Origin of the sequence: Paractinoplanes maris, from assembly GCF_023544465.1 — a bacterium.
Classification (GTDB): domain Bacteria; phylum Actinomycetota; class Actinomycetes; order Mycobacteriales; family Micromonosporaceae; genus Actinoplanes; species Actinoplanes maris.
The window spans coordinates 385,153-411,011 of sequence record NZ_JALPVL010000007.1 but is presented as its reverse complement, the minus strand read 5'-3'; the positions used below and the strand labels follow the sequence as shown (position 1 = coordinate 411,011).

21 protein-coding genes are annotated in these 25,859 nt (G+C 70.5%); 10 read left to right on the top strand and 11 right to left on the bottom strand.

Features of this window, described 5'->3' with window-relative positions:
* Positions 1-36: 36 nt before the first annotated feature.
* On the bottom strand, positions 37-1,515 hold the full coding sequence (locus NAG42_RS22380; protein ID WP_250032730.1) for an alpha/beta hydrolase: 1,479 nt from the start codon (positions 1,513-1,515) through the stop codon (positions 37-39).
* Positions 1,516-1,697: 182 nt separating this feature from the next.
* Here NAG42_RS22380 and NAG42_RS22375 point away from each other — a divergent pair, with 182 nt between their 5' ends.
* Together NAG42_RS22375 and NAG42_RS22370 are read left to right on the top strand one after the other, a co-directional pair.
* Complete coding sequence (locus NAG42_RS22375; protein WP_250032729.1) at positions 1,698-2,402, top strand: alpha/beta fold hydrolase; 705 nt, start codon at positions 1,698-1,700, stop codon at positions 2,400-2,402.
* Positions 2,403-2,643: 241 nt separating this feature from the next.
* Positions 2,644-3,714 (top strand): helix-turn-helix transcriptional regulator, encoded by a 1,071-nt coding sequence (locus NAG42_RS22370; RefSeq protein WP_250032728.1) that lies wholly within the window; start codon positions 2,644-2,646, stop codon positions 3,712-3,714.
* Here NAG42_RS22370 and NAG42_RS22365 read toward each other — a convergent pair.
* The 5 genes from NAG42_RS22365 to NAG42_RS22345 all read right to left on the bottom strand — a co-directional run bounded on the left by NAG42_RS22365 (position 3,665) and on the right by NAG42_RS22345 (position 10,318).
* Positions 3,665-4,438 (bottom strand): MerR family transcriptional regulator, encoded by a 774-nt coding sequence (locus NAG42_RS22365; RefSeq protein WP_250032727.1) that lies wholly within the window; start codon positions 4,436-4,438, stop codon positions 3,665-3,667. The two genes, NAG42_RS22370 and NAG42_RS22365, sit on opposite strands and share 50 nt — an antisense overlap.
* Positions 4,439-4,519: 81 nt before the next feature.
* On the bottom strand, positions 4,520-5,191 hold the full coding sequence (locus NAG42_RS22360; RefSeq protein ID WP_250032726.1) for a GOLPH3/VPS74 family protein: 672 nt from the start codon (positions 5,189-5,191) through the stop codon (positions 4,520-4,522).
* A 115-nt stretch (positions 5,192-5,306) separates the two neighbouring features.
* On the bottom strand, positions 5,307-6,029 hold the full coding sequence (locus NAG42_RS22355; protein WP_250032725.1) for a helix-turn-helix domain-containing protein: 723 nt from the start codon (positions 6,027-6,029) through the stop codon (positions 5,307-5,309).
* A gap of 150 nt (positions 6,030-6,179) precedes the next feature.
* Positions 6,180-8,708 carry a putative bifunctional diguanylate cyclase/phosphodiesterase gene (locus tag NAG42_RS22350; protein ID WP_250032723.1) on the bottom strand — a complete coding sequence of 843 codons (2,529 nt, stop codon included), beginning with the start codon at positions 8,706-8,708 and terminating at the stop codon, positions 6,180-6,182.
* A 92-nt stretch (positions 8,709-8,800) separates the two neighbouring features.
* Positions 8,801-10,318, bottom strand: a complete 1,518-nt coding sequence (locus NAG42_RS22345; RefSeq protein WP_250032722.1) for a S8 family serine peptidase — start codon at positions 10,316-10,318, stop codon at positions 8,801-8,803.
* A gap of 162 nt (positions 10,319-10,480) precedes the next feature.
* Between NAG42_RS22345 and NAG42_RS44275 the strand changes: the two genes are divergently transcribed.
* Both NAG42_RS44275 and NAG42_RS22335 read left to right on the top strand, forming a co-directional pair.
* Positions 10,481-11,914 carry a diguanylate cyclase domain-containing protein gene (locus tag NAG42_RS44275; protein WP_284045689.1) on the top strand — a complete coding sequence of 478 codons (1,434 nt, stop codon included), beginning with the start codon at positions 10,481-10,483 and terminating at the stop codon, positions 11,912-11,914.
* A 63-nt stretch (positions 11,915-11,977) separates the two neighbouring features.
* A complete protein-coding gene (locus NAG42_RS22335; protein WP_250032721.1) occupies positions 11,978-12,334 on the top strand; it encodes a DUF6221 family protein in 357 nt (118 codons plus the stop codon).
* A 25-nt stretch (positions 12,335-12,359) separates the two neighbouring features.
* Here NAG42_RS22335 and NAG42_RS22330 read toward each other — a convergent pair whose 3' ends face one another.
* Complete coding sequence (locus NAG42_RS22330; RefSeq protein ID WP_250032720.1) at positions 12,360-13,154, bottom strand: NAD(P)H-binding protein; 795 nt, start codon at positions 13,152-13,154, stop codon at positions 12,360-12,362.
* 146 nt (positions 13,155-13,300) lie between these two features.
* Here NAG42_RS22330 and NAG42_RS22325 point away from each other — a divergent pair, with 146 nt between their 5' ends.
* A complete protein-coding gene (locus NAG42_RS22325) occupies positions 13,301-13,705 on the top strand; it encodes a MerR family transcriptional regulator (RefSeq protein ID WP_250032719.1) in 405 nt (134 codons plus the stop codon).
* Positions 13,706-13,743: 38 nt separating this feature from the next.
* Here NAG42_RS22325 and NAG42_RS22320 read toward each other — a convergent pair whose 3' ends face one another.
* A complete protein-coding gene (locus tag NAG42_RS22320; RefSeq protein WP_250032718.1) occupies positions 13,744-14,061 on the bottom strand; it encodes a hypothetical protein in 318 nt (105 codons plus the stop codon).
* 160 nt (positions 14,062-14,221) lie between these two features.
* A complete protein-coding gene (locus tag NAG42_RS22315; RefSeq protein WP_438872432.1) occupies positions 14,222-17,038 on the bottom strand; it encodes an ATP-binding protein in 2,817 nt (938 codons plus the stop codon).
* 248 nt (positions 17,039-17,286) lie between these two features.
* On the opposite strand from NAG42_RS22315, the gene NAG42_RS22310 reads away from it, so the two are divergent.
* From NAG42_RS22310 to NAG42_RS22295, 4 genes are all read left to right on the top strand, one after another.
* Positions 17,287-18,597 (top strand): sensor histidine kinase, encoded by a 1,311-nt coding sequence (locus NAG42_RS22310; RefSeq protein WP_250032715.1) that lies wholly within the window; start codon positions 17,287-17,289, stop codon positions 18,595-18,597.
* On the top strand, positions 18,594-19,280 hold the full coding sequence (locus NAG42_RS22305) for a response regulator (protein WP_250032714.1): 687 nt from the start codon (positions 18,594-18,596) through the stop codon (positions 19,278-19,280). Before NAG42_RS22310 ends, NAG42_RS22305 begins: the two co-directional genes overlap by 4 nt.
* Positions 19,281-19,872: 592 nt before the next feature.
* Entirely contained in the window at positions 19,873-20,706 is an 834-nt protein-coding gene (locus NAG42_RS22300) for an enoyl-CoA hydratase/isomerase family protein (protein WP_250032713.1), read from the top strand.
* A 64-nt stretch (positions 20,707-20,770) separates the two neighbouring features.
* Positions 20,771-22,885, top strand: coding sequence for an alpha/beta fold hydrolase (locus NAG42_RS22295; protein WP_250032712.1), 2,115 nt, complete (start codon positions 20,771-20,773; stop codon positions 22,883-22,885).
* 92 nt (positions 22,886-22,977) lie between these two features.
* Here the strand turns inward: NAG42_RS22295 and NAG42_RS22290 are convergent, their stop codons facing one another.
* Positions 22,978-23,898, bottom strand: a complete 921-nt coding sequence (locus NAG42_RS22290) for a zinc-binding dehydrogenase (RefSeq protein ID WP_250032711.1) — start codon at positions 23,896-23,898, stop codon at positions 22,978-22,980.
* A gap of 73 nt (positions 23,899-23,971) precedes the next feature.
* Between NAG42_RS22290 and NAG42_RS22285 the strand changes: the two genes are divergently transcribed.
* Positions 23,972-24,580 (top strand): TetR family transcriptional regulator, encoded by a 609-nt coding sequence (locus NAG42_RS22285; RefSeq protein ID WP_250032710.1) that lies wholly within the window; start codon positions 23,972-23,974, stop codon positions 24,578-24,580.
* An 80-nt stretch (positions 24,581-24,660) separates the two neighbouring features.
* Here NAG42_RS22285 and NAG42_RS22280 read toward each other — a convergent pair whose 3' ends face one another.
* Positions 24,661-25,500, bottom strand: a complete 840-nt coding sequence (locus tag NAG42_RS22280) for an SDR family oxidoreductase (protein ID WP_250032709.1) — start codon at positions 25,498-25,500, stop codon at positions 24,661-24,663.
* Between the last annotated feature and the right edge of the window lie 359 nt (positions 25,501-25,859).

The following is a 25,859-nucleotide window of genomic DNA, read 5'->3' as shown; positions in this document are numbered from 1 at the left end:
GTGGCTGACGGCCGGAAGGCTTCCGGTGCCAATTGTTCAGCTGGGCCGGCAGGTTGTGTCCCGGGCCGGCATCCTGCCTCCGACCAACCAGTTCGTGGTGATGTTGTGTGCGCACGCGTTGGTGTGGACGAGGTAGACGCCGTGGCCGCTCTCCTCGGCGGTCACCAGCTTGGCGCGCGAGGCGAACTTGTCGCGTAGCAGCTTGCCACCCGCCCACGGGGTGACCGGGTCGCGGCGGTTCTGCAGGATCAGGATGTTGGCCGGGCCCTTGTCGTCGACCTTCACCGGGGCCTCGGTCGGCTCGTGCTTCCAGTAGGCGCAGGGCGTGATGTTCGCGGTCGCGGCGCCGAACAGCGGGTACCGCTTGCGGTCCTCGGCGACGGCACGGCGGTAGGTCGCCACGTCCTCGGGCCAGTCGACGTCGTTGCAGGTGGTCGCGAGGAACGCCGTGAACGCGTTGTCGCTGGGGTTCGCCGGCGCCGCTTGCCGGGTCGCCGGGGTCTGGGCCGGCTTGAGGTACGTCTGCAGAATGCGCGCGGTCCGGCCGTACAGCATTTCGCTGTAGAGGCCGGCGAAGGTGAGGTACCGGACGACGGCACCGTCAGCACCGTCCGGCGCGGGCGTCTTGTCGAGCCGCTCGGTGATCCGCAGGAAGGTGCGGCGGACCTCCTGCGGTGTACGACCCAGGCCGTACATGTCGTGCCGGGCCGCCAGCCACCGGGCGAAATCGGGGAACGTCTGCTCGAAGCCGAGCCCGTACCGGCGCATGCCCGCCCGGTCGAGATGGGTGTCGCCGACGTTGCTGTCGAGGACGATCCGGTCCGTGGTCTTCGGGAACAGGGAGACGTACGCCGCCCCGAGCGCCGAACCGTAGGACGCTCCGTAGTAACTGGCCTTTTTCTCGCCGAGCGCCGCCCGGACGCGATCGAGGTCGCGAGCCACGTTCGCCGTGGTGATGTGCCGCAGCCGGCCGTCCTTGTCGGTGGCGGCGCACTTGTCGGCCACCTGCTTCGCGATCGCGGCCTGCCGGGTCACGGCGGCGTCGTCGACCGCGTACGGCGGAATGTTGGCCCAGTACGGATCGTCGAGCGTGAAGCCGCAACTCATCGGCGTCGAGTGCCCGACCCCGCGGGTGTCCATGCCGATCAGGTCGTAGGCGTCCGAGACGGTGGTCGGCAGGCCGCGGTTGATCAGGAAGGAGCCCTGATTCAGCCCGGTACCGCCCGGCCCGCCCGGGTTGAGCAGCAGGATGCCGCGTCGCTGGGCCGGGTTGGTGCTGGCGATCCTCGAGATCATGACCTCGATCTGCTCGCCCCCTGGGTCGCGATAGTCCAGGGGTACGGGGATTTTCGCGCACTGCACCGCGACCGGCGCCGGCATCACGACATCGGCCGGGCACGCCTCCCAGGTCAACTCGGGTGCGGCTGGCCGGGCCACAGCAGCCGGCCCGGCAACGACAAATGTGCCGAGCAAGGCGATCGCCCCGATCACCACAGCGCCACGTTTTCGGTACATGTGAAACCTCCTGCGTCCTCCGTCGGCGTCCGGTGTCGATGCGACACCCTGTCGCGGGAACGCAGTCAAGGGCGCCTTGAGGTGACGAGCGCGGACGGGCCGGGTCTTGACCTTGTTCGAGGAACATGGTTTCTCCTGGGCCCATACCACCTGTTTCTGCCGGCCCGATGAAAGGTACTGACGTGAAACCCACCATCGTTCTCGTTCACGGCGCGTTCGCCGAGTCCGCCAGCTGGGGCGGCGTCATCCAGCGCCTGCTCGACGACGGCCACCCGGTCGTCGCCGCGCCCAATCCGTTGCGCAGCCTGTCCGGGGACGCCGCCGGCGTCGCCAGCATCCTGAGCACGATCGACGGGCCGGTCGTGCTCGTCGGCCACTCCTACGGCGGGGCGGTCATCTCCAACGCCGCCGTCGGTCACGACCACGTCAAGGCGCTCGTCTTCGTCGCCGCCTTCGCGCCCGAGGCCGGCGAGAGCATCGGCGCGTTGTCCGGCAAGTTCCCCGGCAGCACCCTCGGTGAGACGCTGCGGGAGGTCCCCCTGGCGGACGGAACCGTTGACCTCTACATCCGGCCGGAGAAGTTCCACCGGCAGTTCAGCGCCGACCTCCCGGCCGAGCGGGCCGCCGTCGACGCGGCCGCTCAACGCCCGCTGAACACCACCGCGCTCAACGAGGGGGCCGGCGAGCCGGCGTGGACGAGCGTGCCGTCCTGGTTCATCTTCCCGGAGCTGGACTACAACATCCCGCTCGAAGCACACCGCTTCATGGCCAAGCGGTCCGGCGCCCGCGCCACAGTGGAGATCGCCGGTGCGTCGCACGCCCTTCCCGCGTCGGAGCCGGTCGCGGTCGCCGAGCTCATCCTCGACGCGGCCCGGTCGATCGGCTGAATCGGTGCAGAGCCGTCCACCAAGTCCGGCCGGGCGCGGCCGATACGGTCCGCTGCAGCCGACACCGGGTGGCTGGAACACAGTCGAGCACCGCCTGAGGCTGTCCCGGCCGCGCCGCCGTCGAATCAGTGAAACTGCTGGTCGGGGCCGCGGCGCGGCTTGACCCGGTGGCAAGAACATGCTTTTCAATCGACGATGCAACCGGATCCGGATCGCACTTTCTCGGGTGGGGAGGCGGCACATGACAACCACTTCGCGCGTCGGCTCGAGCCTGCCGGCCCTCGACGAGCCGGTCCGGCGCGCCGGACCGGCCGGTGAAGGCTCTCGGGCGCTCGTCGACGGGACCGGTCTGGTGGGACGGGCCAGCGAGTGGGCCGGCCTCGGTGCCTTCCTGGACGAGGCCACTCAGGACGGTGCCGCCCTGCTGCTCACCGGCGAGCCCGGCGTCGGCAAGACGGCCCTGCTGAGCGCGACGGCGGACCGGGCGGTGGCCGCGGGCATCCGGGTGATCCGGGGTGGCGGTGTCGAGTACGAGTCGGACATCAGCTTCGCGGGCCTGCACCAGCTCGTCCATCCCCTCGGCGCCGAACTGGCTCTCCTGCCGCAGCCGGCCCGGGAGGTCCTGGAGGCCGCGCTCGGTTTCGGAACCGGACCCGGCCCGGCCGACATGGCGATCCTGCACGCCGCCCTCTCACTGTTCGCCGAGGCCGCCCGCGAGCGACCTCTGCTCCTGGTGGTCGACGACCTGCACCTGCTGGACCGGGCCAGCTGGTACGTGCTGAGCTTCGTGGCCCGGCGCACCGGCGGCCACCGCCTAGGAGTGCTGGCAGCCCTCCGCACCGGGATCCCTGAATTGCCCGAGCACCTCCGTCTGCCGGAGATGCCGCTGGCGCCGCTGGCCGAGGCGGACGCGATCAGGCTGTTGTCGCGCCGGTTCACCGGCCTCCCGCGCCGGGTGATCACGAAGGTGGCGGATCAGGCACAGGGAAACCCGTTGGCCCTGCTGGAATTCGGGGCTCTCGCCTCGGCGTCGCGGACCACCGGCAGTGGGCCGCCCGGGCCCGGCTCGGGGCCGGCCAGAGAGCTGCGGGCCGATGCCCTCACCCCGCAGGAACTCGAGGTCGCCGAGCTGGCCGCGGCCAGCCTGCCCACGAAGGAGATCGCCGCGCGTCTGGTGATCTCGCCGCGTACCGTGTCGTCGCATCTCTATCGGGTGTTTCCCAAGCTGGGCATCAGCTCGCGGGCCGCCCTGCGCGACGCCCTCACCGACCGGCAGCGGATGACTCCGGCCGGTCCGCACCGGACGCGTTGAGGACAGCGTTCTTGGTCCCGCGGGCGAGCCGGATCTGTTCCTGGGCAAGGACGCCGGCCCGGCCCAGCACGTCGAGCTGGGCGGCGTTGTAGAAGTCGACCACGGCGTCGATGAACGTCTGCCGCGTGACGTGCCCACTCCGGACCAGGCAAGTCGCCGGATCGCTCAGCCAGGGGTAGTCGACGAGGTGCCGTACGAGGATGGGCGTGAGCCGCCCGGCGAGGTGCCGGCGGGACTCCTCGTCGGCGTCGGCCGGCAGGTCGTCGAACTCCGCGCCCACGGGGTCGGTGCCGGCTTCAGCCATGCGTCTCAGGTCTTGCACGGCGTCCTCGTCGCACAGCTGGTTGATGAGGTGAGGCAACGAGCTGTCGGCGGCGGACAGGGCCGGCGCGTCGGCGGGAGCGCCGTCCCGCAGCATCACGGCGATCTCGGAGCGCACTTGACGCAGGCGTTCGAGCTCCGCTTCGAGACCGGCGTCGACTCGACGCAACACTTGGGGGCCGGCGTCGCCTTCGATGCCGGCCACCTCGATCTGCGAGAGTGGTACTCCCAGCTCGGCCAGCCGCCGGATACGAAGCAGGCGAACGAAATGCCGGACGCCGTACAGCTTGTATCCGTTGTACCGGCGTTCCGGCTCCTCGAGCAGGCCGAGCCGGTGGTAGTGCCGGATGGCGTTCACCGTTGTGCCGGCCAGATCGGCGAGCTCACGCGTGCTCCAGGCCACGTCGGTTCCTCCTGAGCCACTGGACATCGCGGCCAGTCGACACCCTGTCCCGGCGACACGGTCAAGAGGTCGTTCGGTGGTTCAGTGCCGTTCGCTGCCGGAGAGGACGGCGGCCGCGAGGATCACGTTGCCGGCCAGGGCCGCGGCGACGGCTCGGGTGAGCGCCTCGGCGACGGCCCGGGCTTCCCAGACGTCACGCTCGATCCCCGCGGCTCGGGCGATGACCGCGGGTGTCCAGGGGATCTCGGGGTCGAATCGCCGAAGTGTCCCGCTCGCGGACAACAGCGCGGCGAGCGCGACGATCCGTTGCGGCGCTTCCGCGCCGTCCACCAGCAGTCCCCGTACGCCGGAGACCAGGCGGACCCGGCGGCCGGCTTCCCCGTCCCCGCCGGAATCCGGGTCGACCGAACCGGCCCGGGGTGAGTCGCCGGGCCGGTCGAGCCGGGGGAGCAACGGGCTGATCAAGGTCGGCCCGATCTCGGCGAGTGCGGCCTGGACGCCGCGAGGATGTGAGCGCAGCAACTCCCAGGCCGATCGGAGAAAGTCGTCGGCCGGCGGGCGTTCGGTGACCGCTTCCACCCGGATCGATCCACCCCGGCCGGGGAGGGTTCGCACGTGGTGGCCGAGGCTGAGGTCGGCCAGCAGCGCTCCGGCGAGCGTGCGGACCAGCACGGGCTCCGTATCGATGCCGAACGGTTTCAGGACGATCAGGAGGTCTTCAGCCAGGGTCGGCGGGCCGGGCTGCGGTGTCATCGGGTTTGCCTTTCGACGGGGAGGCGGCGTAGTCGGCCCGGGACGAGATCTGTGGGCTGACAGTGAAGACCCTGTCCCCCGCACAGGGTCAAGCGCCGGGGGACCGACGGCGGCCTCAGCCCTCGGCGCGCAACTGCTCGCGGGCCATGTCCTTGGCGCGGCGGAGGACGTCGAGCTGGGCCTCGTTGTGGAGCTCGCGCACGGCGTCGATGAACGTCTGCCGCGTGACGGACTTGCCCTTCACCACGTGGGCCATCGGGTCGCCATCCATCCAGGGGAAGTCCCGGAAGGTACGGGCCAGCGACGGTGCGAACTTCTCGGCGAGGTTCTGCCGCGTCGCCTCGTCGGCATCGGCCGGCAGCGCCTCGAAGTCCTCGTTGACAGTGTCGTCGTTCTCCACCGCCTGCCGCACGTCGGCCAGCCCCTGCTCGTCGAAGACCTGCGTGTACATGTGGATGATCGAGCGGTCGGCGTCGGACAGGCGGCCGCCGACGGACTCGAACCCCGGCGGCGTGTCGGGCGGTGCGTTCTCGTTCAGGATGGCCGCGATGCCCTGCCGGGCCTTCTCCAGTCTCTGGATGGCGTCCGCGTGGTCGACGTCGACTTGGCGCAGCGCCTCGGGGGAGCCCGCGCCCAGCTCGCTGATCCGGGACAGGGGCACACCAAGCTCGACCAGCCGCCGGATGCGCAGCAGGCAGACGAGATCCGATGTCTCGTACTGCTTGTAGCCGTTGTAGCGGCGTTCGGGCTCCTCGAGCAGGCCCAGCCGGTGGTAGTGCCGAATCGTGTTCACGGTGGTGCCGGCGAGTGTCGCGAGCTCGCTCGTGCTCCAGGCCACGTCGGTTCCCTCCCGGCCTGCCGGGTGCGGACCCCGGCCGCAGGCAATCAGTACCAGACGGTACGTAAAGGATTTTGAGCCTAACAGCACGCAGCCGGGCAGCCGACGCGTTCTCCGTCACTATCGCCGCCTGACGCTTGACGACCAGCGTCAGGTCGCCGAGTTGGAGGCCGCCGCGCCGGCAAGGTCGTATTTCGGCTGGGGGGTGGTCAGCCATCGCAAGAAGTCGTCCGGAGGGAGCGGGCGCGAGATGAAGTAGCCCTGGATAGAGTCACAGCCCACGTTTTTCAGGTAGTCGAACTCCTCCAGCGTCTCGACTCCTTCGGCGACGACGTGCAGGCCGAGCGCGTGGCCGAGCTGCTGCGAGGCCGCGGTGACAGCCTGTCGACCGCGGTGGTGAACGATGTCCTGGACGAAGCTTTTATCGATCTTCAGCTCCTGAACGGGCAGGTCGATCAGCCGGCTGAGCGACGAGTGGCCGGTGCCGAAGTCGTCAACTGACAGCTTCACGCCGAGAGCCCTGAGCGCGTGCAGGACGCGTACGCCGTTGGTGGGGTCAGCCATGATTCCGCCCTCCGTGATCTCCAACGTGAGCGCGTGCGCGGGTACGCCGTTCTTGTTCAGCGCCTGCTGCACCACGTTCTGGATGACGGTCCGGTCGGTCAGCATCTGCGGCGACAGGTTCACCGCCACGGACAGGGGGTGCCCGGCCCGCCGCCAGGATGCGCACGCGGCCAGGGCGGTGTCGAGGATGTGCTCGGTCAAGGACGCGATCAGGCCCGCGCGTTCGGCCAACGGGATGAACTCGTCCGGGGGGACAGGCACGCCGGCGCGTGACCAACGGGCGAGCGCTTCGGCGCCCAGCACCCGGCCGGTCGCCGGGTCGACCTTCGGCTGGTAGGCGACCTGCACCGCCGATTGTTCGACGGCAGTGCGCAGATCGGTCAGCAGGCCCAGCCGGCGCGGCGTGTCCTGGTCATCCTCGGGACTGTAGACGTGCACGCCGCTGCGGGCCCTCTTGGCGACGTACATCGCGATGTCGGCCCGTTGCAGCAGTTGGTCCGGGTCGGTGCCGTGCCGGGGGGACAGGCAGACTCCGATGCTCGCCTGGGTGGTCAGAGCGAGGCCCGACACCGTTGTCGGCTTCTCCAGCATGGCGTGCAGATCCGCCGCGACGGCCAGAACCTCGTCCTCCGAGCCGGCATCCGAGATCAGGACGCCGAACTCGTCGCCGCCGAGCCGGGCGACCGTGGCCCGGTCGCCGAAGCGGACCTGGATCCGCCGGCCGACCTCGCGCAGAACGTCGTCACCGATGGTGTGCCCGAGCGCGTCGTTGATGTCTTTGAAGCGGTCCAGGTCGAGCAGGAGGACACTGACCTGCGAGTTGCTGTCCGGCCGGTCCTGCAGGGCCTGACGCAGGTCCGCGATCAGCTTGTGCCGGTTGGGCAGGCCGGTCAGGCTGTCGTGCTGGGCGCTGTGACTCAGCTGGTCCACCAGCCGGGCGTTGGTCAGGGCAACGCCGGCGTGCGCGACGACCGCCTGCAGCAACCGGAGATGGCCGGCATCGAAGGTCTCGATGTCCGGCAAGCTGTCCGAGACGGCCAGGACGGCGGTGGTGTCGCCCAGGCTGACCGGCGCGGCCATGGCGTCGCGCGGGCCTGGCCGCGTCGCCGGGCGGCTGCGGGTGAGGTCGGGCAGCAGGATCGATTCGCCGTGCCGGACCGGCTGCCACCAGGCGGCCTCCTCCGGTGCCCCGGTGAGCACCTCGAAGGTGCTCTGCCCGGTGAGTACGAGGCGCGTGCTTCCCTGCTCGTCGAGCAGGATCAGCTCTGCCGTCTCCGCCCGCAGCAGGTCTCGTGCCTGCCGCAGCACCTCGTTGGCCACCGCTGTGGCATCGCTGGAGCCGCTGACCGCGCGGGTGAAGCGGTACAGCGCCTCCACTTGCGCGTGCCCCTGTGTCTGCTGTGAGTAGCGGTGAAACACCCAGTACACCGCGAACGACAGGATTCCCAGCAGCACCGCGGCGGCGAGCTGGTCACGGACGACGATGGCGGTGATCAGGCCGAGCGTGGTGGTGACGACCACCAGCGGCATCTGCACGATGTCGCGTACGTCCGCGCTCATCAGACGACGCCACTCCTCGGTGTCGTCGTGCAGGGCGATCACCGCACTGATCAGGACGATGGAGATGAGGTCGGCGACGAGCGCCGCGACGAAACAGGCGACCCACCCTCGGGGGCTCAGCGGATCCGAGGACCCGGCGATCAGGTGGAAGAGCAGGCCGGCCGCAGCGGCCTGGATCCCGTACAGGGCGGTGTTGAACGCCAGTTTGCTGCCGCGCTGGCGGCTCAGCAGAACCAGGCCGGCGAGCCCGCCGACCACCCGCACCAGGACGAGCGTGGCCGGGGCGAGCGTCACCAGCCCGAGGATCAGGGGGATCTCGCTGAGGCTGATGGTGTGCGACCCGCGGCGCACGGGGAAGGTCACGGTGAACCGCTCGGTGGCGGCGAACAACACCGCGATGGCTCCCAGTTGCGCGAGGCTGCCGCCGTACGAAGGGTCATCCCGCAGCCAGAACAGGACGATGCCCGACGTACCGAGGAAGAGAGCGGCCGTCAGCAGGCCGGTCCGTGCGTCCGGGGAAAGCCGCGATCGTCCGGTGGAAGGTGGCACCTCCATCAGCGGATCCCCTCTTCGTCGCCTCGCTCCTACGATCGGCAGCCGCCGGGCCGGCATGAGACTCCCGTCCGGCGGCTGCCTCGGCGAGCCCGTCAGCTCCAGGAAGCCGACGCCCAGTCGTCGCTGGACCAGGAGCGGCCCGACCAGGTGCCGCTCGTCCACGATCGGCCGGTCCAGCGGCGTCCGGCCCACGCCGGGTCGGACCACGCCGTGCTCGAGGTCCACGGCGCGCTGTTCGACCAGGAGGCGGCCGCCCAGGTGCGGGAGGCCCAGGAGGTGCCGGTCCAGCCGTCGCCGGCCAACTGCTTGCCCATCCAGGTGCCGCCCACCCACGAGTCGCCCAGGCTGCTTCGCGGTGCCCAGGTGGCGGTCGGGAAGCTTCCCCAGACGCTGCGCTGGCCGGACAGCGGCGTGTTGTCCATCATGACGCGGCTGGAGCCACGGGAGTTGTCCAGCGTGCCCGTGCCGTTGGACACCGACCAAGCCTGGGCCGGGGTCGCCGTGCTGCTGCGCGCGATCGCACCGTTGACGTTGATTTCCTGCAGTCCCATGCCGGCAGCCAGGCCGTTGGGCACCCGGGTGGAACCCTTCACCATCCAGTCCTTGATCTGATCCGGGGTCGCGGACGGACGCGCCTGCAGGAGCAGGGCCGCGGCGGCCGACGTGACGGCGGCCGCCTGGGAGGTGCCGCTCCCGCGGAACAGCGTGTCGCCGACGCGGGCCGTCGGGTAGGTGGTGTCGATGTATGAGCCGTTGTCGCGCAGCGACAGGACAGAGACGCCCGGGGCCAGTACGTTGATCTGCTTGCCCGAGCTACTCAGGTTGGTGAAGGTGGTCAGCTGGTCGTCGGCCGCGCTGACGGTGCCCTTGGTGTCGGCGGCACCGACCGTGAGGATCCACTCGTCCGACGCGGGGTTGGCCAGCGAACCGGCGCTGTTGCCGTCGTTGCCGGCCGCGGCGACCACGACGATGCCGGCCTTCCAGGCCCTCTCCACCGCGAAGCCCAGCGGGTCGTTCCAGGTCTTCGGCGTTCCGCCGGAGCCGTACGACAGGTTGATCACCCTGATGGGGTTGGCCGGGTCGTCGCCGCGGTGCTCGACGACCCAGTCGACGGCGGCGATCACCTGAGTGACATCCACGGCTCCGTTGGCGGTGCCCACCTTGATCGAGGTGAGCTTGACCCCGGGGGCCAGCCCCTTGGTCCCGGTGGCCGTGTCGTTGCCGACGATGATGCCGGCCATGTGCGTGCCGTGCCCGAAAGTGTCGAGGTAGCGCAGCTCGGAGGCCTGTGACTCCAGCGACAGATCGGGACCGTTGACGATCTGCGAGGCGGGCAGGCCACTGACCGGGGCCACACCGGTGTCGATCAGGGCGACACCGACTCCCTTGCCGGTCAACGTGGCGGCGGCGCCGGTGTCGGCCCCGATGACCGTTCGGATGTGCTTCAGGGTCGTCCCCTGCGCGGTGTTGGCCGAGCCCAGCCAACTCGCCCAGTGCGTCGCTGCCCCGGCGGCGCCTGCTGCCCCGGCCGGAGCCGGCGCGACGCCGAGCGAACCGGCCCCCAGGGCTATCGCTGCCGTCCAGGCGCCGACTCGTGTCTTCCCGTTCATGTGAACCCCGCTGTCTCTCGATGCTGAGCGCCCCCATCGGCCTGGTCATCCGACTTTCAAGAGAAATCGGCAGGAACCTGCACCGCCGCACTCGGTGAGCGTTGCTCAAGTGCTGGTTCACCGCGCCGATGAACTCATCGAGACCCGAACCGAGGAGCGTGTATGCGCTGGCCGCGCGCGTCTGCACCGGCATGGCCCGTCCATGTCCTGTACCTCGTCGCGTCGGCGGTGCTGGCCACGGCGTACGCGCTGGCGGGCGACGCCGGCCGCCCGGTCGTCTACACGCTGGGGATTCTCATCCCGTTCAGCACCTTCGCCCTCGCGATCGCGGTCGGCCACCTCCCGGACCGCTGGCCGTGGATCACCGCGGCGGGCGGGCTGGTGGTGCTCCTGTGCATTCAGGTCCGCTGGCCCGGGTGGATCGGGCAACGCCACCTCGGCCAGGCCGAGGGCTCCGCCACCGACTTCGCGATGTCCGCCGCGCACCTGCTCTTCCTGCTCGGCGCGGGTGCGGCACTGCGCCGGCGGGCGAGCCAGGACATGGGCGGCATCATCGACATGGGCCTGCTCGGGCTCTGCGCCGGCGGGCCGATCTGGGAATGGGTGGTCCAGCCCCGCCTGCCGGCCGGGTCGCCGGTGGCCGGCCAGATCATGCTGCTGGCCGACCTGCTGGTGATGTGCGGCGTCATCGGGTGCATGGTCCGGATGCGGACGATGCCCGGCCGGGGCAAGGCCACGATCGTGTACCTCGCGGTCGGCTCGGCTCTGGTCCTGGCCGGTCAGATCGCCGGCACGATCTTCGAGAACCGCGTGATCAGCGCCGAGCTCCTCCTGCTCGCCTTTCCCCCGATGGCGGCGGCGGCACTGCACCCGGACGCGCCGGGGCTCACCGCCCGCCCGCAAGGGAGCACGCGGGCCGCCGGTGCCCATCTGGGGTGGCTGACCGCCGCCCTCTGCGCCAACCCGCTGATCGCCGCGGTCCAGGCGGTGCGCGGCCTGCAGTCGACAAGCCTCCTGCTGCCGGTCGGGACGCTGCTGATCATCCCGCTGGTGACGTTGCGCATCCGTCAGCTCTCGACGCAGCGGGACCGGGCCGAGCAGACCCTGGCCTACCACGCGACCCATGACGAACTGACCGGCCTGTTCAACCGCCGGCACATCGGCACCGAGATCGACCGGGCGCTCGCCGAGGTCAACCGGGGCGAGTTGGACGGCATCACGGTCCTGCTGTGCGACCTGGACGGCTTCAAACCGATCAACGACCGGTACGGGCACCCGGCCGGCGACGAGGTCCTCAAGGTGGTGGCGTCCCGGCTGACCGCGGCGGTCCGCGATGGCGACCTGGTGGGCCGGCTCGGCGGCGACGAGTTCGTGGTGGTCTGCCGGGGCGCCCACGAGCCCGCTCAGGACCGGATCACCGCCGCTGTCCGGCAACCGATCCCCGTACCCGCCGGAGTGGTCTCGGTGGGCCTGACGATCGGCGCGGCGCAGGCCCGGCCGGGCGAGAACGTCGACCGCGATGTGCTGATCGGCCTCGCCGACATGGCCATGTACGCCGGCAAGGCAGCCCGCCGCACGGCACCGTCACGCCGCTGAAGCCGACGTGCTTCCGGAAGGGGAGCCTGCTGCGCGGGCAGGCCCCGATGCAAGGATGAGGGCATGGACGAGCTGAGGAGTTTCGGCGTGGACGCTGAAGCGCTGGTGAGCGCGATGTCAGAGCCTGTCTCGGACAGTGAACCGGAGGACGATCTGGTGACCTGGCTCCGGCTGCGACTCGACGAGCGGGAGCGCCACCTCGAGCACAGTGCCTCCGCCTGCGACGACCCGCACCACATCAGCGACCCCCAGTGGAAGGCCGTCATCGTCGCCGGCCGGAAGCTTCTGGCTCTGTACGAGGCGAACCAGGACATCACCGTGCCGCCGCTGGCCCTGGTGGTGCTGGACGAGGCGGTCCAGGTGTTCGCCGAGGCTTTCGCCGACCAGCCCGGCTATCGCGAGGAGTGGCGACCGGAGTAACCGTGCCGGACACGTCCTCCGTACCTCAGCGGAGGTTGGCCCGGACGGCCGCGGCAATCGGCGTCGTGCCCTGGTTGACTTCGAGGATCTGCCGGCGGATCCGCGGCTCGTGCAGCATTTCCGTCAGGGTCGCGGCGACGTCCTCGCGGGGGATCTCGTCGTGCGGTTGCGCCGGACCGAGGGCGATCGCACCGGTCCCGGCCCGATCGACGAGCATGGACGGGCGGAGGATCAGCCAGTCGAGGTCGGACTCGCTGACCGTGACGTCGACGAGCTTCTTCACCGCGAAGTAGAACTCCTTCACGTCGTCGACATGCCGCCCGCGCTCAGCCTCGGGCAGGACGGAGAGCAACGCGAAGCGTTTCACGCCGGCTCTGCTCGTCGCCTCCAGAGCTTTCAGCACACCGTCACCGTCGATCGCGGCGGTGACCTCACGAGCCCCCGCGTTGGATCCGGCGGCATACACGACGGCGTCGAATCCGCCGATCATGGAGGTCAGGGAGTCGGCGGTCAGGTCCGTTATCTCACCGACGTATGCATCGGCGCCCTGCCCGACGAGTTCCGCTCGCTGATCGTCGCGGCGCACCAGACCACAGACCACATCGCCGCGATCGGTCAGCTTGCGTGCCAGCAGTCTTCCGACGCCTCCGCTGATTCCGAAGATGAAGACTTTGAACAGCTGCGTCATGGCGTTCCAGCCTTCCCGGGGATCCGCGCTGCCCTGGGGGAGGGCAGCACCCCCAGGTTCGCACCGGCACCGGCCCCTTCGCGTCGGTAGAAATCCCTTATTCCGAGGCGCGTCGCGGCCGAGCAGGTCCATGACTTCCGCCCCGGGTGTGACCCTGGCCGCTCAGCCCGTAGTCGCCGTCCTTCGGGCGTGGACCGGTAAGGGAGTTTCACCGACGCGAACCTCGCCCGGCCGATGCGACCGTGGAGCCACAGCCGTACAAGGGGGGAGGAGCCGACGTGGCCTGGAGCACTCGGGAACTCGCGGAGCTCGCCGGCACGACAGTCAATACGATCCGGCACTACCACCGGATCGCCCTGCTCGATGAGCCCACGCGCAGATACAACGGATACAAGCAGTACGGGGTTCTTCACCTCGCCCGTCTGGTGCGCATCCGGCGGCTGTCCGAGCTGGGCGTACCGCTGTCTCAGATCCGCGAGATCTGTGCGGACAACGCGGCCGCGCCTGAGGTCTTGAAGCAGGTCGACGCCGACCTCGCATCGGAGATCGAGCGTTTGAGCAAGGCCCGGACCGACATCGCCACCATCCTGGACACCCGGGTGCCGGTTGGAGCCGACCTGCTGGTCAGTTCCGGCATCCTCGAGCCCGACCGTCTGGGCCAAGTACCGGCGACGGTGCCGTGACACCGGAGCCGGCTTGACCATGCGGTCGGCGCCGGTGGTCAGCGGGCCAGTGCTTCGGTCGGGGCGAGGCGTGTGATCACTCGGGTAACCCCACCGTCATACCCACGGCCAGGCCGGCACCGCGTACCTCGGCCTTGCCGTCGGCGATCAATCCACCTCGACCGGCAGGGAAACGGCGCGTGCCGTCGTCGACTGTCGTCGATCGTTTCGAGCCCGTAGCCGCCTTCGGCGAGGGCGACCAACGCCGCGACCGGCACGGTGAGCACGTTTTTGCGCTGTTCGCTGACGTACGTCGCGGTGACCGGCCCCTCGCGCAGCTTCCCGAGCGGAGCCTCGTCACCGAGCGCGACGGTCACCGGGATCAGGGCCGTGCCACCGGGTTCCTTCGGCTCCGCCTTGGCGCCGACCGACGCGACCGTGCCCGGAGTCTTCTTGTCGTTGGGCAGAGTCAGCTGGCGCTGGGCGGGGTCGGGGTGTGGGCGGCCTGGTTCGCGGCCGGGCGATATTCCGCGCCGGTCAGTGAAGCCGCAGTTCCCTGAGTTGCCGGCGGGAGGTGACGCCGAGCTTGCGGAAAATCTTGCGCAGGTGGGCTTCGATCGTGCGAGGGCTCAGGAACAGCTGCGCGCCCACCTCCCGGGACGTGGCCCCGGTGGCCACCAGTCGGGCGATGTGCAGCTCGTGCGCCGTGAGATCGTCGGCCGGCTGGGCGGTCCGTTTGCGGGGATGCTCGCCGGTGGCGCGCATCTCCCGGGCCGCGCGCTCGGCGAATGCCTGCGCGCCCATGCCCGAGAAGAGATCGTGGGCGATGCGAAGTTGTTCGCGGGCGTTCTGCCGGCGGCCTTCGCGGCGCAGCCACTCGCCGTACACCAGGTGGGCGCGGGCCAGGTGGGTGGCTATCCGGCAGTGCTCGAGTCGCTCGACGGCCTCGCGGTAGTACTTCTCGGCGGCCGGCCCGCTGCTGAGCAGCGCCCTCGAGCGCGCCTCGAGTCCCAGTGCCCATGGGGTGCCGCTCGCGCGTGTCCGCCGGCTGAGCTGCTCCAGCGCCACGGCCGCACGCTTCGGCTGACCGGCGCGGACGGCTGCCTCGATCAGCTCGGGCAGCGCGATGCTGCTGTACGCCAACTCGTCGTGCTCACCCGGCGGTGTCGCGGCGGCGAGCGCTTCGTCGTAGTTGCCCAATCCGTTGTGCAGCGCCGCCAGCGCGACCTGGGCCAGGCCGAGCGTCGCGCCCTCACCCCGGCCCGTCGCATCCTCGACCACGGCCGCATACAGTTCCGAGGTCTCGGTCGGCCGGCCGCGCCAGGCAGCCAGGATGAGCCGGGCGTCGGGCGGCGGCGGAGCCCCGGTCGCCCGGGCGATGGCATGTCCCTCGGCGAACAGCTCGGCGGCCTGGGCGAGTTCGCCGGTGAGCACCAGTACCGAGGCCAGGGCGTTGAGTGCGGCGGGGAGGGTGCCCAGCGTGCCGGCTTCGCGGGCGAGCTGGACGTCGCTGGTGGCCAGTGCGTGGAGCGCCTCGTCGTCCCACAGCATCGCCGCGGTGCGGACGGCCAGCCTCAGCCAGCGGCGACTGCCGTCGTCGACGGGAGAGTCGTGGTCCCGCAATGTCTTCAAAGCCAGCTGAAGGGTGGGAACGCTCGCTTCGTACCCCTGGGTGAACATGGTGGCCAGCCCGTCCAGCAGCAGGTCGGCCGGTCGCGGCGGCGCCGGTGGTGCGGGCGCGGACCGGGCGGCCTCGGCCACCGCCGGCAGCCCGTGGCCGTGCCCGAGGCGGCCGACGCGGAAGGACGCCTCGAACGCGTGCAGGTGGGTCTCGCGGGCCAGCGCGGCGTCCAACGGGCCCAGCTTCCGCGCGGCGTCGAGCAGCATTCCCGTCAGCTCGCTCCCGCGAGTCAGAGGGAACTCGACCTGGGCGCGCAGCAACTCGAGGCGGGCGCGTTGCAGGGCGGCCAGCGGCCCGGCCGCCGCGATCGCCAGCAACTCCGAGGCGGCCTCGAAGGCGCCGGCCTCGTGCTTGGCGTGAGCGGCCTCCAGCGCCCGTCTCGCACGGTTGGCCGGCTCGGGAGTCAGCTCGGACGCCTGCTGCAGGAAGGCCGCAGCGGCGGCCGACCCGCCGCGGGCACGCGCCCGGCCGGCCGAGCGCTCCAGTTCGGCGGCGGCTTCCTCGTCGGGGTCCAGCAGCGACTGCGCACGATGCCAGGCCCGCCGTTCAGGGTCGAGTTCCGGATCGGTGGCAGCGGCCAGCGCGCCGTGCGCGCCGCGGCGGTCCGGTGGCGAGGCGGCCCGGTAGACCGCCGAACGTACCAGCGGGTGACGGAACAGAACCCGCTTGTCGATCTCCAGCAGACCGGAGGCTTCCGCGGGCGTCGCGGCCTCGCGGGTGATGCCCAGCTCCGCGGCGGCGCGCCACAGCAGGGCCACGTCACCGGTCGGCTCCGCCGCCGCAAGCAGAAGCAGGCGCTGCGTCTCGGCCGGCAGGCTGCCCGAACGGCGCTGGAAGCTGCGCTCGACACGACGCGGAACGCTCAGCACATCGGGTCGCTCGAATCCGCCGGCCAGCCGGGCCGGCGGCGCGCTGCGGGGCAGCTCCAGGAGCGCCAACGGGTTGCCCCGCGCCTCGTCGACGATCCGGTGGCGCACCCGGACGTCGAGCGGGCCATTGACCGCGGAATTCAGCAGCGCTCGGGCATCGGCCCTACCGAGCCCGTTCAGGCGCAGCTCCGGCAGCCCGGTGAAGCGGGAAACGTGGCCTTCGACGGGACTGCGCAGCGCGAACACCAGCGCCAGTCGTTCGGCGGCGACTCGTCGGGCGACGAAGGCGAGAACCTGCGCCGACGCCTGGTCCAGCCATTGCGCGTCGTCGACGAGGCACAGCAGTGGTCCTTCCTCGGCCACCTCGGCCAGCAGGTTGAGAGTGGCCAGCCCGACCAGGAAATGGTCCGGGGCGGCACCGCCCTGCCGTCCGAAGGCCACCCCGAGGGCGGTCTGCTGCGGTTCCGGCAGAGCATTCTTGCGGTCGAGCAAAGGCTCGCACAACTGGTGCAGGCCGGCGAACGCGAACTGCGTCTCCGACTCCACTCCGGTCGAGGACTCCACCCGGAACCCTCGTCCGACCGCGATGGTGCCGGCGTGTTCGAGCAGCGCGGTCTTGCCGATGCCGGCTTCCCCGCGCACCACGAGAGCCCCGCTGCGTCCCCCGTGCGCCCCGGTCAGCAGTTGCTCCACCGCATCACGCTCCGCGCACCGGCCCAGCAGAACTGTCCGTTCGGCTTCGCCGTCGAACCAGACGCCAGGCTGTTGCGACCGGAGGACTTTCCGATTCGGAGCCGGCCCCATGGTCCGGGTCGGTTGCGCCATGGTGCCCTCCTCGAGCGAAGCGTGTGGAGCTCACCGGTACGTTGCCGTCTCCGACCTCACCGGCACATCTGGCGCAGGCGTGAACTCCGCTTTGCGACCTCCGACGGAGGCGGCTCCGCCGCAGGGAGGAACTTCATGGCCGGACGCCTCGAGGAGCGCTGTGTGCCCGGTCCGCTGAGTAGCATCGGTGCTGGCCACACGTCGAGAGCGCGAATGGGTGAGCGGCATTGGATGAACCTCGCGGGCTCGCCGGGCCGGCCGACCGGCGACGGCGCGACTGGGACAGCAGACTGGACGCGCTGGGACTGACCACACCGTTCCGTCGGGACAGCGCGCTCGCGACTGTCGCCGCCGCCGTGACGGCCGGCCTGCTTCTCCTGCCGGGCATCTCCGGCACGGTGACCACGTTCACCGAGGATCCGCCGTACCTGGTGGCGGGTCTGCTGGTGGCACAGGCGGCGGCGTTGTGTCTGCGCCGGATCCGACCGGTGTGGTGCCTCACGGCGGTGCTGAGCCTGCAGATCGGCCTGGCCGTGGCGGCGGGGCCCGGGGAGGGCCTCCGCGGAGCGGCCTTGGCCATCGCCGTCTACACCTGCGGCACGTTGATGCCGAAGCGCCGTGCTCTGCTGGTCGCCGGGCTAGCGGCGTTCACGGAGACGGCCAGCTTCGTGGTGCTGAGCGCGATCCCGGCCGCCCTCGCGTCCAGCGTCGCCCCGTCGCCCCCGCTGATCTCCCGCATCCTGGTGCAGATCGTTCTGTCGGCGATCCTCTACGGCGGGGCGGCTCTGCTGGGCCGCAACACCTCGATTCGCCGCCGGTACACCGAGATGGTCGAACTGCGAGCCGCCGAGGCCGCGGAGAATCTGCGCGTGCGCACCGACGCCGCGCTCGCCGCCGAGCGCACCCGGATGGCTCGGGAACTGCATGACGTGGCCGCCCACCACCTGACGACTCTCATCGTGCAAGCGACCGTCGTGGAACGCATGCTCGACCGAGATCTGGAGGCGGCCCGTCGTGGCGCTGTCACCATCCGTACGGAGGGGAAAAGCGCCTTGCACAATCTGCGGCTGGTCGTCGGCGCCCTGCGAGAGTCCGACCCGGCGGAATCCGGACTGCCCGACGGCGGCGCGCCCGTACCTGGTCTGGTGATGATCGAACACCTGGTGGCCGGTCACGCGGACACGCAGGCGCGGCCCAAGCTGATCGTCTCCGGCCAACCCGGCGAGTTGTCGGCGGCGGTCGATCTGACCCTCTACCGGGTGACGCAGGAAGCGCTGTCCAACGCCCGCGATCACGCACCCGACGCTCCGGTCACCATCAAGATCGACCACCGTACGGAGGGTTGCGTGCTCGAGGTTCACAACGGCCCGGCTCATGCGCGACGGACGCGGGCCGACCGTCGCCATCGCGGCTTCGGACTCATCGGCATGCGCGAGCGCGCCGGCCTCATCGGGGCCTCCCTGGCCGCGGGCCCGACCCCGGACGGCGGCTGGTCGGTCAAGCTGACCATTCCCCGCACACCCGGCCGGCCCGCATGATCACGGTGCTCCTGGTCGACGACCAGCCACTGCTGCGCGCGGGATTCCGCTCCCTGATCGAGCTCGCCGAGGACATCCAGATCGTGGGGGAGGCCTCCAGCGGCCCCGACGCGGTGGCGCTGGCGCGCCGATTGCACCCCGACGTGGTCTGCATGGATGTCCGCATGCCCGGCGGCAACGGCCTCGACGCGACCCGCGCCATCGTCAACGAGATCGATCCGCCTCCCGCTGTCCTGGTGCTGACCACCTTCGAGCTCGACGAGTACCTCTTCGGAGCACTCGAAGCGGGCGCGAGCGGCTTTCTGCTCAAGGACGCCGACATGGACGACCTCATCGAGGCGATCCGCCGCTTGGCCGCCGGTGAGGGAATGGTCGACCAGACGGTCACCCGGCGGGTGATCGCCGAATTCGCGCGCCGGCGCCGGGCCATGCCGACCTCAACGGCCGCCGCCGTCGACCACCTTCTGACCTCGCGCGAGAACGAGATCGTCCGTCTGCTCGCCGAGGGCCTGTCCAACGCCGAGATCGCCGCCGAACTCGTCGTCGAGGTCAGCACGGTCAAGAGCCACCTCAGCCGGGCGATGGCCAAAATCGGAGCCCGCGACCGCGTCCAGACCGTCATCTGGGCCTACCGCCACGGCGTGGCGCCCTTGGATCCACCGCCCTTGGAACCAGCCGGCTGAACCACACCGCGCTCGCCGCCTAGTTGTTCTGGGACACGCCGTCCAGGTCGCGGGAGCCTCAGTCGCGGCGGGCGGCCACGATGCCAACGCCCCCGCGAGCCAGTCACCGAAATTGGTCAAGTCGTATTCGACGCGGACCCGGTTGCCGGTCGGCGGGGCGGCGAGAACGGACACCAGCCGCCGGTACTCGGCGAGGACGCCGCTCGGCCGTTTCTGGGGGTGTTCTGGTCGTGCTGAGCCAGGCCGGCGGCCGTCGGGTCGTCGTGCAGGCGCGGCCGGGGTATGCCGGTGCTCGTCCAGCCGGCTCAGTGCCCGCAGCGCGCGTGGCTCCCCTCGCGCCGTTCCACCCTTCCTCGAGGGTGAGGGCGGCTGAACAGCTCACGTTCCGGCTGTTTTCGACACTGGACACTATGTACGCGGGGCATAGTCAAGCGACGTCGGTCAGCCGCACCCGCCTGGGGCGATGCCGGCGCGTCACCTCGTTGTGCCGCGCACCGCGGGCGCGCCATCACAGGGCTTCGTCGTCGCTTCCCTTGACCCTGTTGCCGGGACACGGTTTTGGCTTGTCGTAAGCGATAAGGAGCCACGGCTTATGAGCAACGACGACTACCGCACCCTTCGTCTGGGGCGCGAGTCCGGTGTCGCCCGGGTCACCATCGACAACGCGCCGGTCAACGTCCTCGACGTGGCTCTCATGACCGATCTGCGGCGGGTCCTCACCACGCTGCGTGATGACGACACCGTGCGGGTCATTGTGTTCGAGAGCGCCAACCCGGACTTCTTCATCGCCCACGTCGACATGTCACTCGTGAACCGGCCGGACGCCTTCGACCCACTCGCCGCCGACATCCCGGACGGTGTCAATGTCTTCCAGGCCCTGGGCGAATTGCTGCGGCACCAGCCCCAGGTGACGATCGTCAAACTGGCCGGCCTGGCCCGCGGCGGGGGCGCCGAGTTCGTCATCGCCGCGGACATGGCGTTCGGCGCCGTCGGGCGGGCCGGGCTCGGTCAGATCGAGGCACTGATGGGCATCGTCCCCGGGGGCGGCGGTACGCAGTACCTCGCTGACCGGATCGGTCGCCATCGCGCGCTCGAGGTGGTGCTGGGCGCCGGGCTGTTCGACGCCGACACCGCCGCGCGCTACGGATGGCTCAACCGGGCGTTGCCGGCCGACCAACTCGACACTTTCGTCGATGGGCTGGCGCGCGACATCGCCGCGCTTCCCGACGGAGTCGTCGCGGCGGCCAAGCGCGCCATCGTGCCGGCCGATCTGGCCGAAGGGTATCGGCGGGAGCACGAGGCCTGGCAGGAGCAGTTCGTCCGGCCGGCGGCCGAGCGGCTGATCCGAGGCGGGTTGAAGCACGGTGCCCAGACCCGCGACGGCGAACTCGGTCTGGAGGCCTTGATGCGCAATCTGCCGAGTTGAACGGCACGACCACTCATTCATCGCGGTGCGGGTGAACCGCGAGCAAGTCTTTCCGGGAGCTGACATGACACTGGAAACTGCGATCCGGGCCGACGACACGGTGACTGTCAGCGAGCTGATCAGTTCGGGCGCTGATCCGCATCGCCGGGAATCCGATGGGCAGACACCCTTGATGATCGCCGCGGGCCTGGGCCGGACGCGGGTCGTGGAACTGTTGCTGGCGGCGGGAGCGGACGTTCTCTCGGCCGAACCCCGCATGGGCGCGACGGCCCTGCACAAGGCGGCGCAGTCCGGCGACACCGATGTCCTGGGTTGCCTGCTCGACCACGGTGCTCTCGTCGACCAGCAGTCGGCCCGGCTGGGGCACACCCCGCTGATGGACGCGGTGCAGCACAAGCACGAGGCGGCGGTCCGGTTGCTGCTGGCGCGTGGTGCCCGGGCGACGATCCGGAACCACTGGCGAGAAACGGCGCTCGACCTGGCCCGCCGTGACCAGTCCGACGTCATGGTCGGTCTGCTGCGGGCGCACATCGCTACTGAGGCCGATCGGGTACGCGCCGCACGCCTGCCGGCCGCTGCCGAAGCGGGCGATCTGGCAGAGGTGGAACGGCTGATCGCAGCCGGTGCGCCGCTTGACGAGCGGTTGCCGGCGGTGGGCGAGCACGACGACGACTACACCGCGCTCGGTCTGGCCGCCCGCGACGGGCACACCGATATCGTCCGCGTCCTGCTCGACGCGGGCGCCGACCCGCGCCGACTCAACGGCCTGATGCGGGCGACGCCCGGACACGAGGCCGCCTTCGCCGGGCACGCCGAGGTCTTGCAGGTGCTGACAGCGCCGGGGACGGCGCTCGACCTCGACGCGCAGGGTGCCTACAACGGTTTCACGGCCCTGCACGACGCGGTGTGGCACGGAAACCGGGAAGCGGTGCAGGCTCTGATGGAGGCGGGCGCCCGGCTCGACCTTGTCTCGCACACCGGTCATACGCCGCGGCAACTGGCCGATCTCTACCGCTACGACGACCTCGCGCGACTGCTCCTCGAGGCCGAGCGAATCGCGATCCGGCCCCGGCCTTTCGCTTTTCCGCAGGCGGCGCTGGACGACCTGCGCGAGCGGCTGACCCGTACGAGATGGCCCCGGCCCGAACCCGTGCGGGACTGGAGCCAGGGCGCTCCGTCAGCGCGGATGCGGGCGCTGTGCGACTACTGGCGGGACAGCTACGACTGGCGGGCGTGCGAGACGCGGCTGAACGGTTTCGACCCTTCGACGACGCGGATCGACGGTGTCGACATTCATTTCCTGCACCTGCGCTCGCCCGAACCGGACGCGACGCCGCTCGTGATGACCCACGGCTGGCCGGGGTCGGTCGTCGAGTTTCTCAAGATCGCGCCGTTGCTGGCGGATCCGCGGGCCTACGGTGCCGACCCGCGGGACGCCTTCCACGTTGTCCTGCCCTCGCTTCCGGGCTTCGGGCTCTCGGGCCAGCCGGCCGAGACCGGGTGGGGTCCCGAGCGCATCGCGCGGGCCTGGGTCGAGCTGATGCGGCGGCTGGGCTACGACCGCTTCGTCGCGCAGGGCGGGGACTGGGGTCATGCCGTCACGACCGCCCTGGGCGGCATCGGGGAGCCCGCGGTCCGCGCCATCCACTCCAACATGTTCCCGACGTACGGCACCGAGCAGGCCGTCGACGAGCAGGAGGCGCGGGCGCTGCAGCGGTGGCGCGACTTCGAGGCCAACGAGTCGGGCTATCGGCACGAGCAGATGCAGAGCCCGCAGACGGTCGGCTACGCGCTCACCGACTCGCCGGTCGGACAAGCGGCGTGGATCTACGAGAAGTACGAGCAGTGGACCGACCACGGGGGCGACCCGGAAACTCTGCTCAGCCGCGACGAGATGCTCGACAACATCACGCTCTACTGGCTGACCGGGACCGCGGCCTCCGCCGCCCGCATCTACTGGGAGAGCTTCCGCAGCTACCGGGACCCGAAGGTGGAGGTGCCGGTCGGTGTAAGCCTCTTCCCTCGAGACATCTACCTGGCCAGCCGGCGCTGGGTCGAGGACAAGTACCCGAATCTGGTGCACTACAACGAGCTGCCCCGGGGCGGGCATTTCGCCGCCTGGGAGCAGCCCGAGCTGCTGGCCGAGGAGATCCGGGCTACCTTCCGCCACCTTCGATGAGGCCTCGACCGACGCGGATGTGCTCGAGCTCGGCCCGGGGACACGGTGACCACTGACGACACCACCCCGAGCCTGGCAGGCCAGATCCGCGGTCAGCTGAAATCGATCACCACTCTGCCGTCGGCCGGTTCGGTCAGGGCCGCCGGCGCGTCGGCTGCCGATACCACCCGGCTGACGTGCGTGTGAAGCCGGCCGGCAGCCAGTTGCCCGCCGAGCCAAGTGAGGTCCGCGTCCACGCCAGGTGTGCCGTCGCCGAAGAAGAACGTCGTGATCGAGCGTCCGTGGCTGCCGTGATCACCCATCAGCTGTTCCGGCCGGAAGGTGATGTCCCGTCCCGAGGCCCGGCCCACGGACAGCAACTGGCCACCGGCCTTGAGCCGGCCGAAGGCCTCCACCAGGATCTCGCCACCGACCGTTTCGAGTACCCCGTCGACCGGCGCCAGATCGGTCAACGCCGGCGTGGCCACGACCTCGGCGGCGCCCAGGTTCAGCAATTCGGTGCCGGCCTCGGGGCGGCGGACCGCGGCGATCACATGGGCACCGGCGGCCGCGCCGAGCTGGACGGCGAAACGACCCACGGCCCCTGACGCGCCGGTGATCAGTATCCGCCGGCCCGGCGCCGCCGACAGCGCCCGCAAGGCTCGCAGGGCCGAGCCGGCGGCCACCGGCAGGGTGCTGGCAGCGGCGAAGTCGGCACCGGACGGCAGCACACCGAGGGCGGCAGTCGGCACCGCGCGCAGCTCGGCCCAGGCGCCACCCTCCCAGACCGTCACCACCGGCGTTCCGGCCTCAGGTCCGGAGCCGTCCGCCGCGGGGCGCAGCACGACCCCGGCGGCCTCCCAGCCGGCAATGGTGCCGGATGGGGCAGCGGGGAGACGGTCCGCGAGCTCACCGGGGTTGACCGCAGCCGCCTCCACCCGGATGAGGGCCTCGTGAGGGGCGGTGGTCGGCTCGGGCACCTCGGCCAGGGCCAGAGGGAACGGCGATTCATGATTGACGACCAGTGCTCTCATGACCGTCATGGTGACACCGAGTGCCAATTGTCGCCAAGTGACATTTCTTTCACATCGTCGTATGCTTGCCGCCGTGACCGGCCTTCGCGAGAGAAAGAAGCTGCAGACCACTCAGCAACTGGCTACTGTCGCGCTGCGCCTGAGCGCCCACCGGGGCTTCGAGAACGTGACGGTCGACGCGATCGCCGATGCGGCCAACGTTTCGAAGCGCACGTTCTTCCGGTTCTACCCGTCCAAAGAATCCGCGGTGCTCGCCACCGAGCAGGAGCTGTTCGACGCCGTACGACAGGAGGCCGGCCGGCGTCCGCCGGCCGGGCCGGTTCTGCGTTTCTGCCGAGAGGCACTCGTCGCCGCACTGGACGGCCTGGATGACGAGTGGTTCGATCGCTGGGCCGTCGCCGGCAGGCTGGTGCGCGAGACGCCGGCGCTCGAGGCAGTCAGCCTCCAACACTGCGCCTCGGTCAACGCGGCAGTCCTCAACCTGGTGACCGCCCAGCTGGACGGTCAGGACGAGATCGCACCCTCGCTGCGGCTCGCCCTGGACGCCACTGTGGCGGCTTGGCGGCTGGCCGTGGACCGATGGCTGGCCGCCGGCGCCCCTGATCGCGGCGCCCTGCGCGATCAGGTCGGCGCCGCTATGGACCTGGTAGCACAGCTGGACGGTGCCCGCTTCGGAGGCTGACGAGCGCCGTCCTCGCTCCCGTGGTGTTCGTGCAGCACCGTGACCACCACAAGGTAGGGGTCGAAGGGCCCGGCACGGGCTCATTCGGCTTCGGTGTGGGCGGTCGCGGCCGACACCTCCCGCAGCGGCGCGGTCTCGCGCTCGATGCGCTCGCTCATCACGGTGCGGCGGTCCAGCGCGTCCTGGCCGACGGGCAGGTGCAGGGGGAGCTGCTCGCCCGAGACGACCTGGTAGATGAAGGCGGCGCCCTTGACGGGGTCGCCGAGCTGCGTGTGGTTGGCCTTGTCCGCCCAGTCGAGCGTCACGTGGGCCGGGGTGCCGTCGTAGGCGGCGATGCGGTCCTGCGGCAGCTGCATCGACGAGGTGTCGAGGAAATCGGTGCGGAACACACCGGGTTCGACCACCATGCTCTGGATCCCGAAGGGCTCCAGCTCGGCCGCGAGGGCCTCACTGATACCGGCGACGGCGAACTTCGAGGCGGCGTACATGCTCACGCCCGGCTCGCCCTCGAACCCGGAACGCGATCCGATGTGGACGAGCTTGCCCTGACCGGCCGCGCGCATGATCGGCAGGACGGCACGAGTGGTGTTGATCAGACCGAACACGTTCACGTCGAACAGCGAACGCGTCTCGGGGTCGGTGATCTCCTCGAGCGCGCCGAGCAGGCCGCGACCGGCGTTGTTGACAAGCACGTCGATCGAGCCGAACCGGTCGACGACCTTCGCCACGGTCGAGGTGATCTGCGCCTGGTCGGTGACGTCGAGCCGCACCGGCAGCACGTTCGGGTGGTCGCGGACATCCTCCGGCAGGCTTTCCAGGCGGCGCGTGGCCGGCGCGACCTGCTCACCGCCGGCGAGAGCGGCGCGAGCGATCTCGAGACCGAGCCCGCGAGCAGCTCCGGTGATCATCCAGACAGACATGGGGTATTCCTTTCGACAAGGGTTCGCCGCATCACCGCGACTCGTTCATCGTCGGCGCGCAGCGGATCTCCAAGAAGGGCCACTGTTTCTTGGGACAGATTGGGCACCCCGACGCCCTGGCCGACTTCCTCCGCGCGGCGCGCGCCCGGCTGACGCCGCGTTACGCAACACATCCTGCCGGCGATGACTGACGCGGCGGCACGATCCTGTTCACCACCGGCGGTACCTCTGCCGATCCCGGCATGATGCTCGCCGTCGCGAACATCGCCGTTGGAGCAGGAGCCCTACATCGCCTTGCCGTGATGAACCCGGGTGTGGTGTCGGCTGAAGGGGGAACGCCCGGAAGGTGGAAATCACCT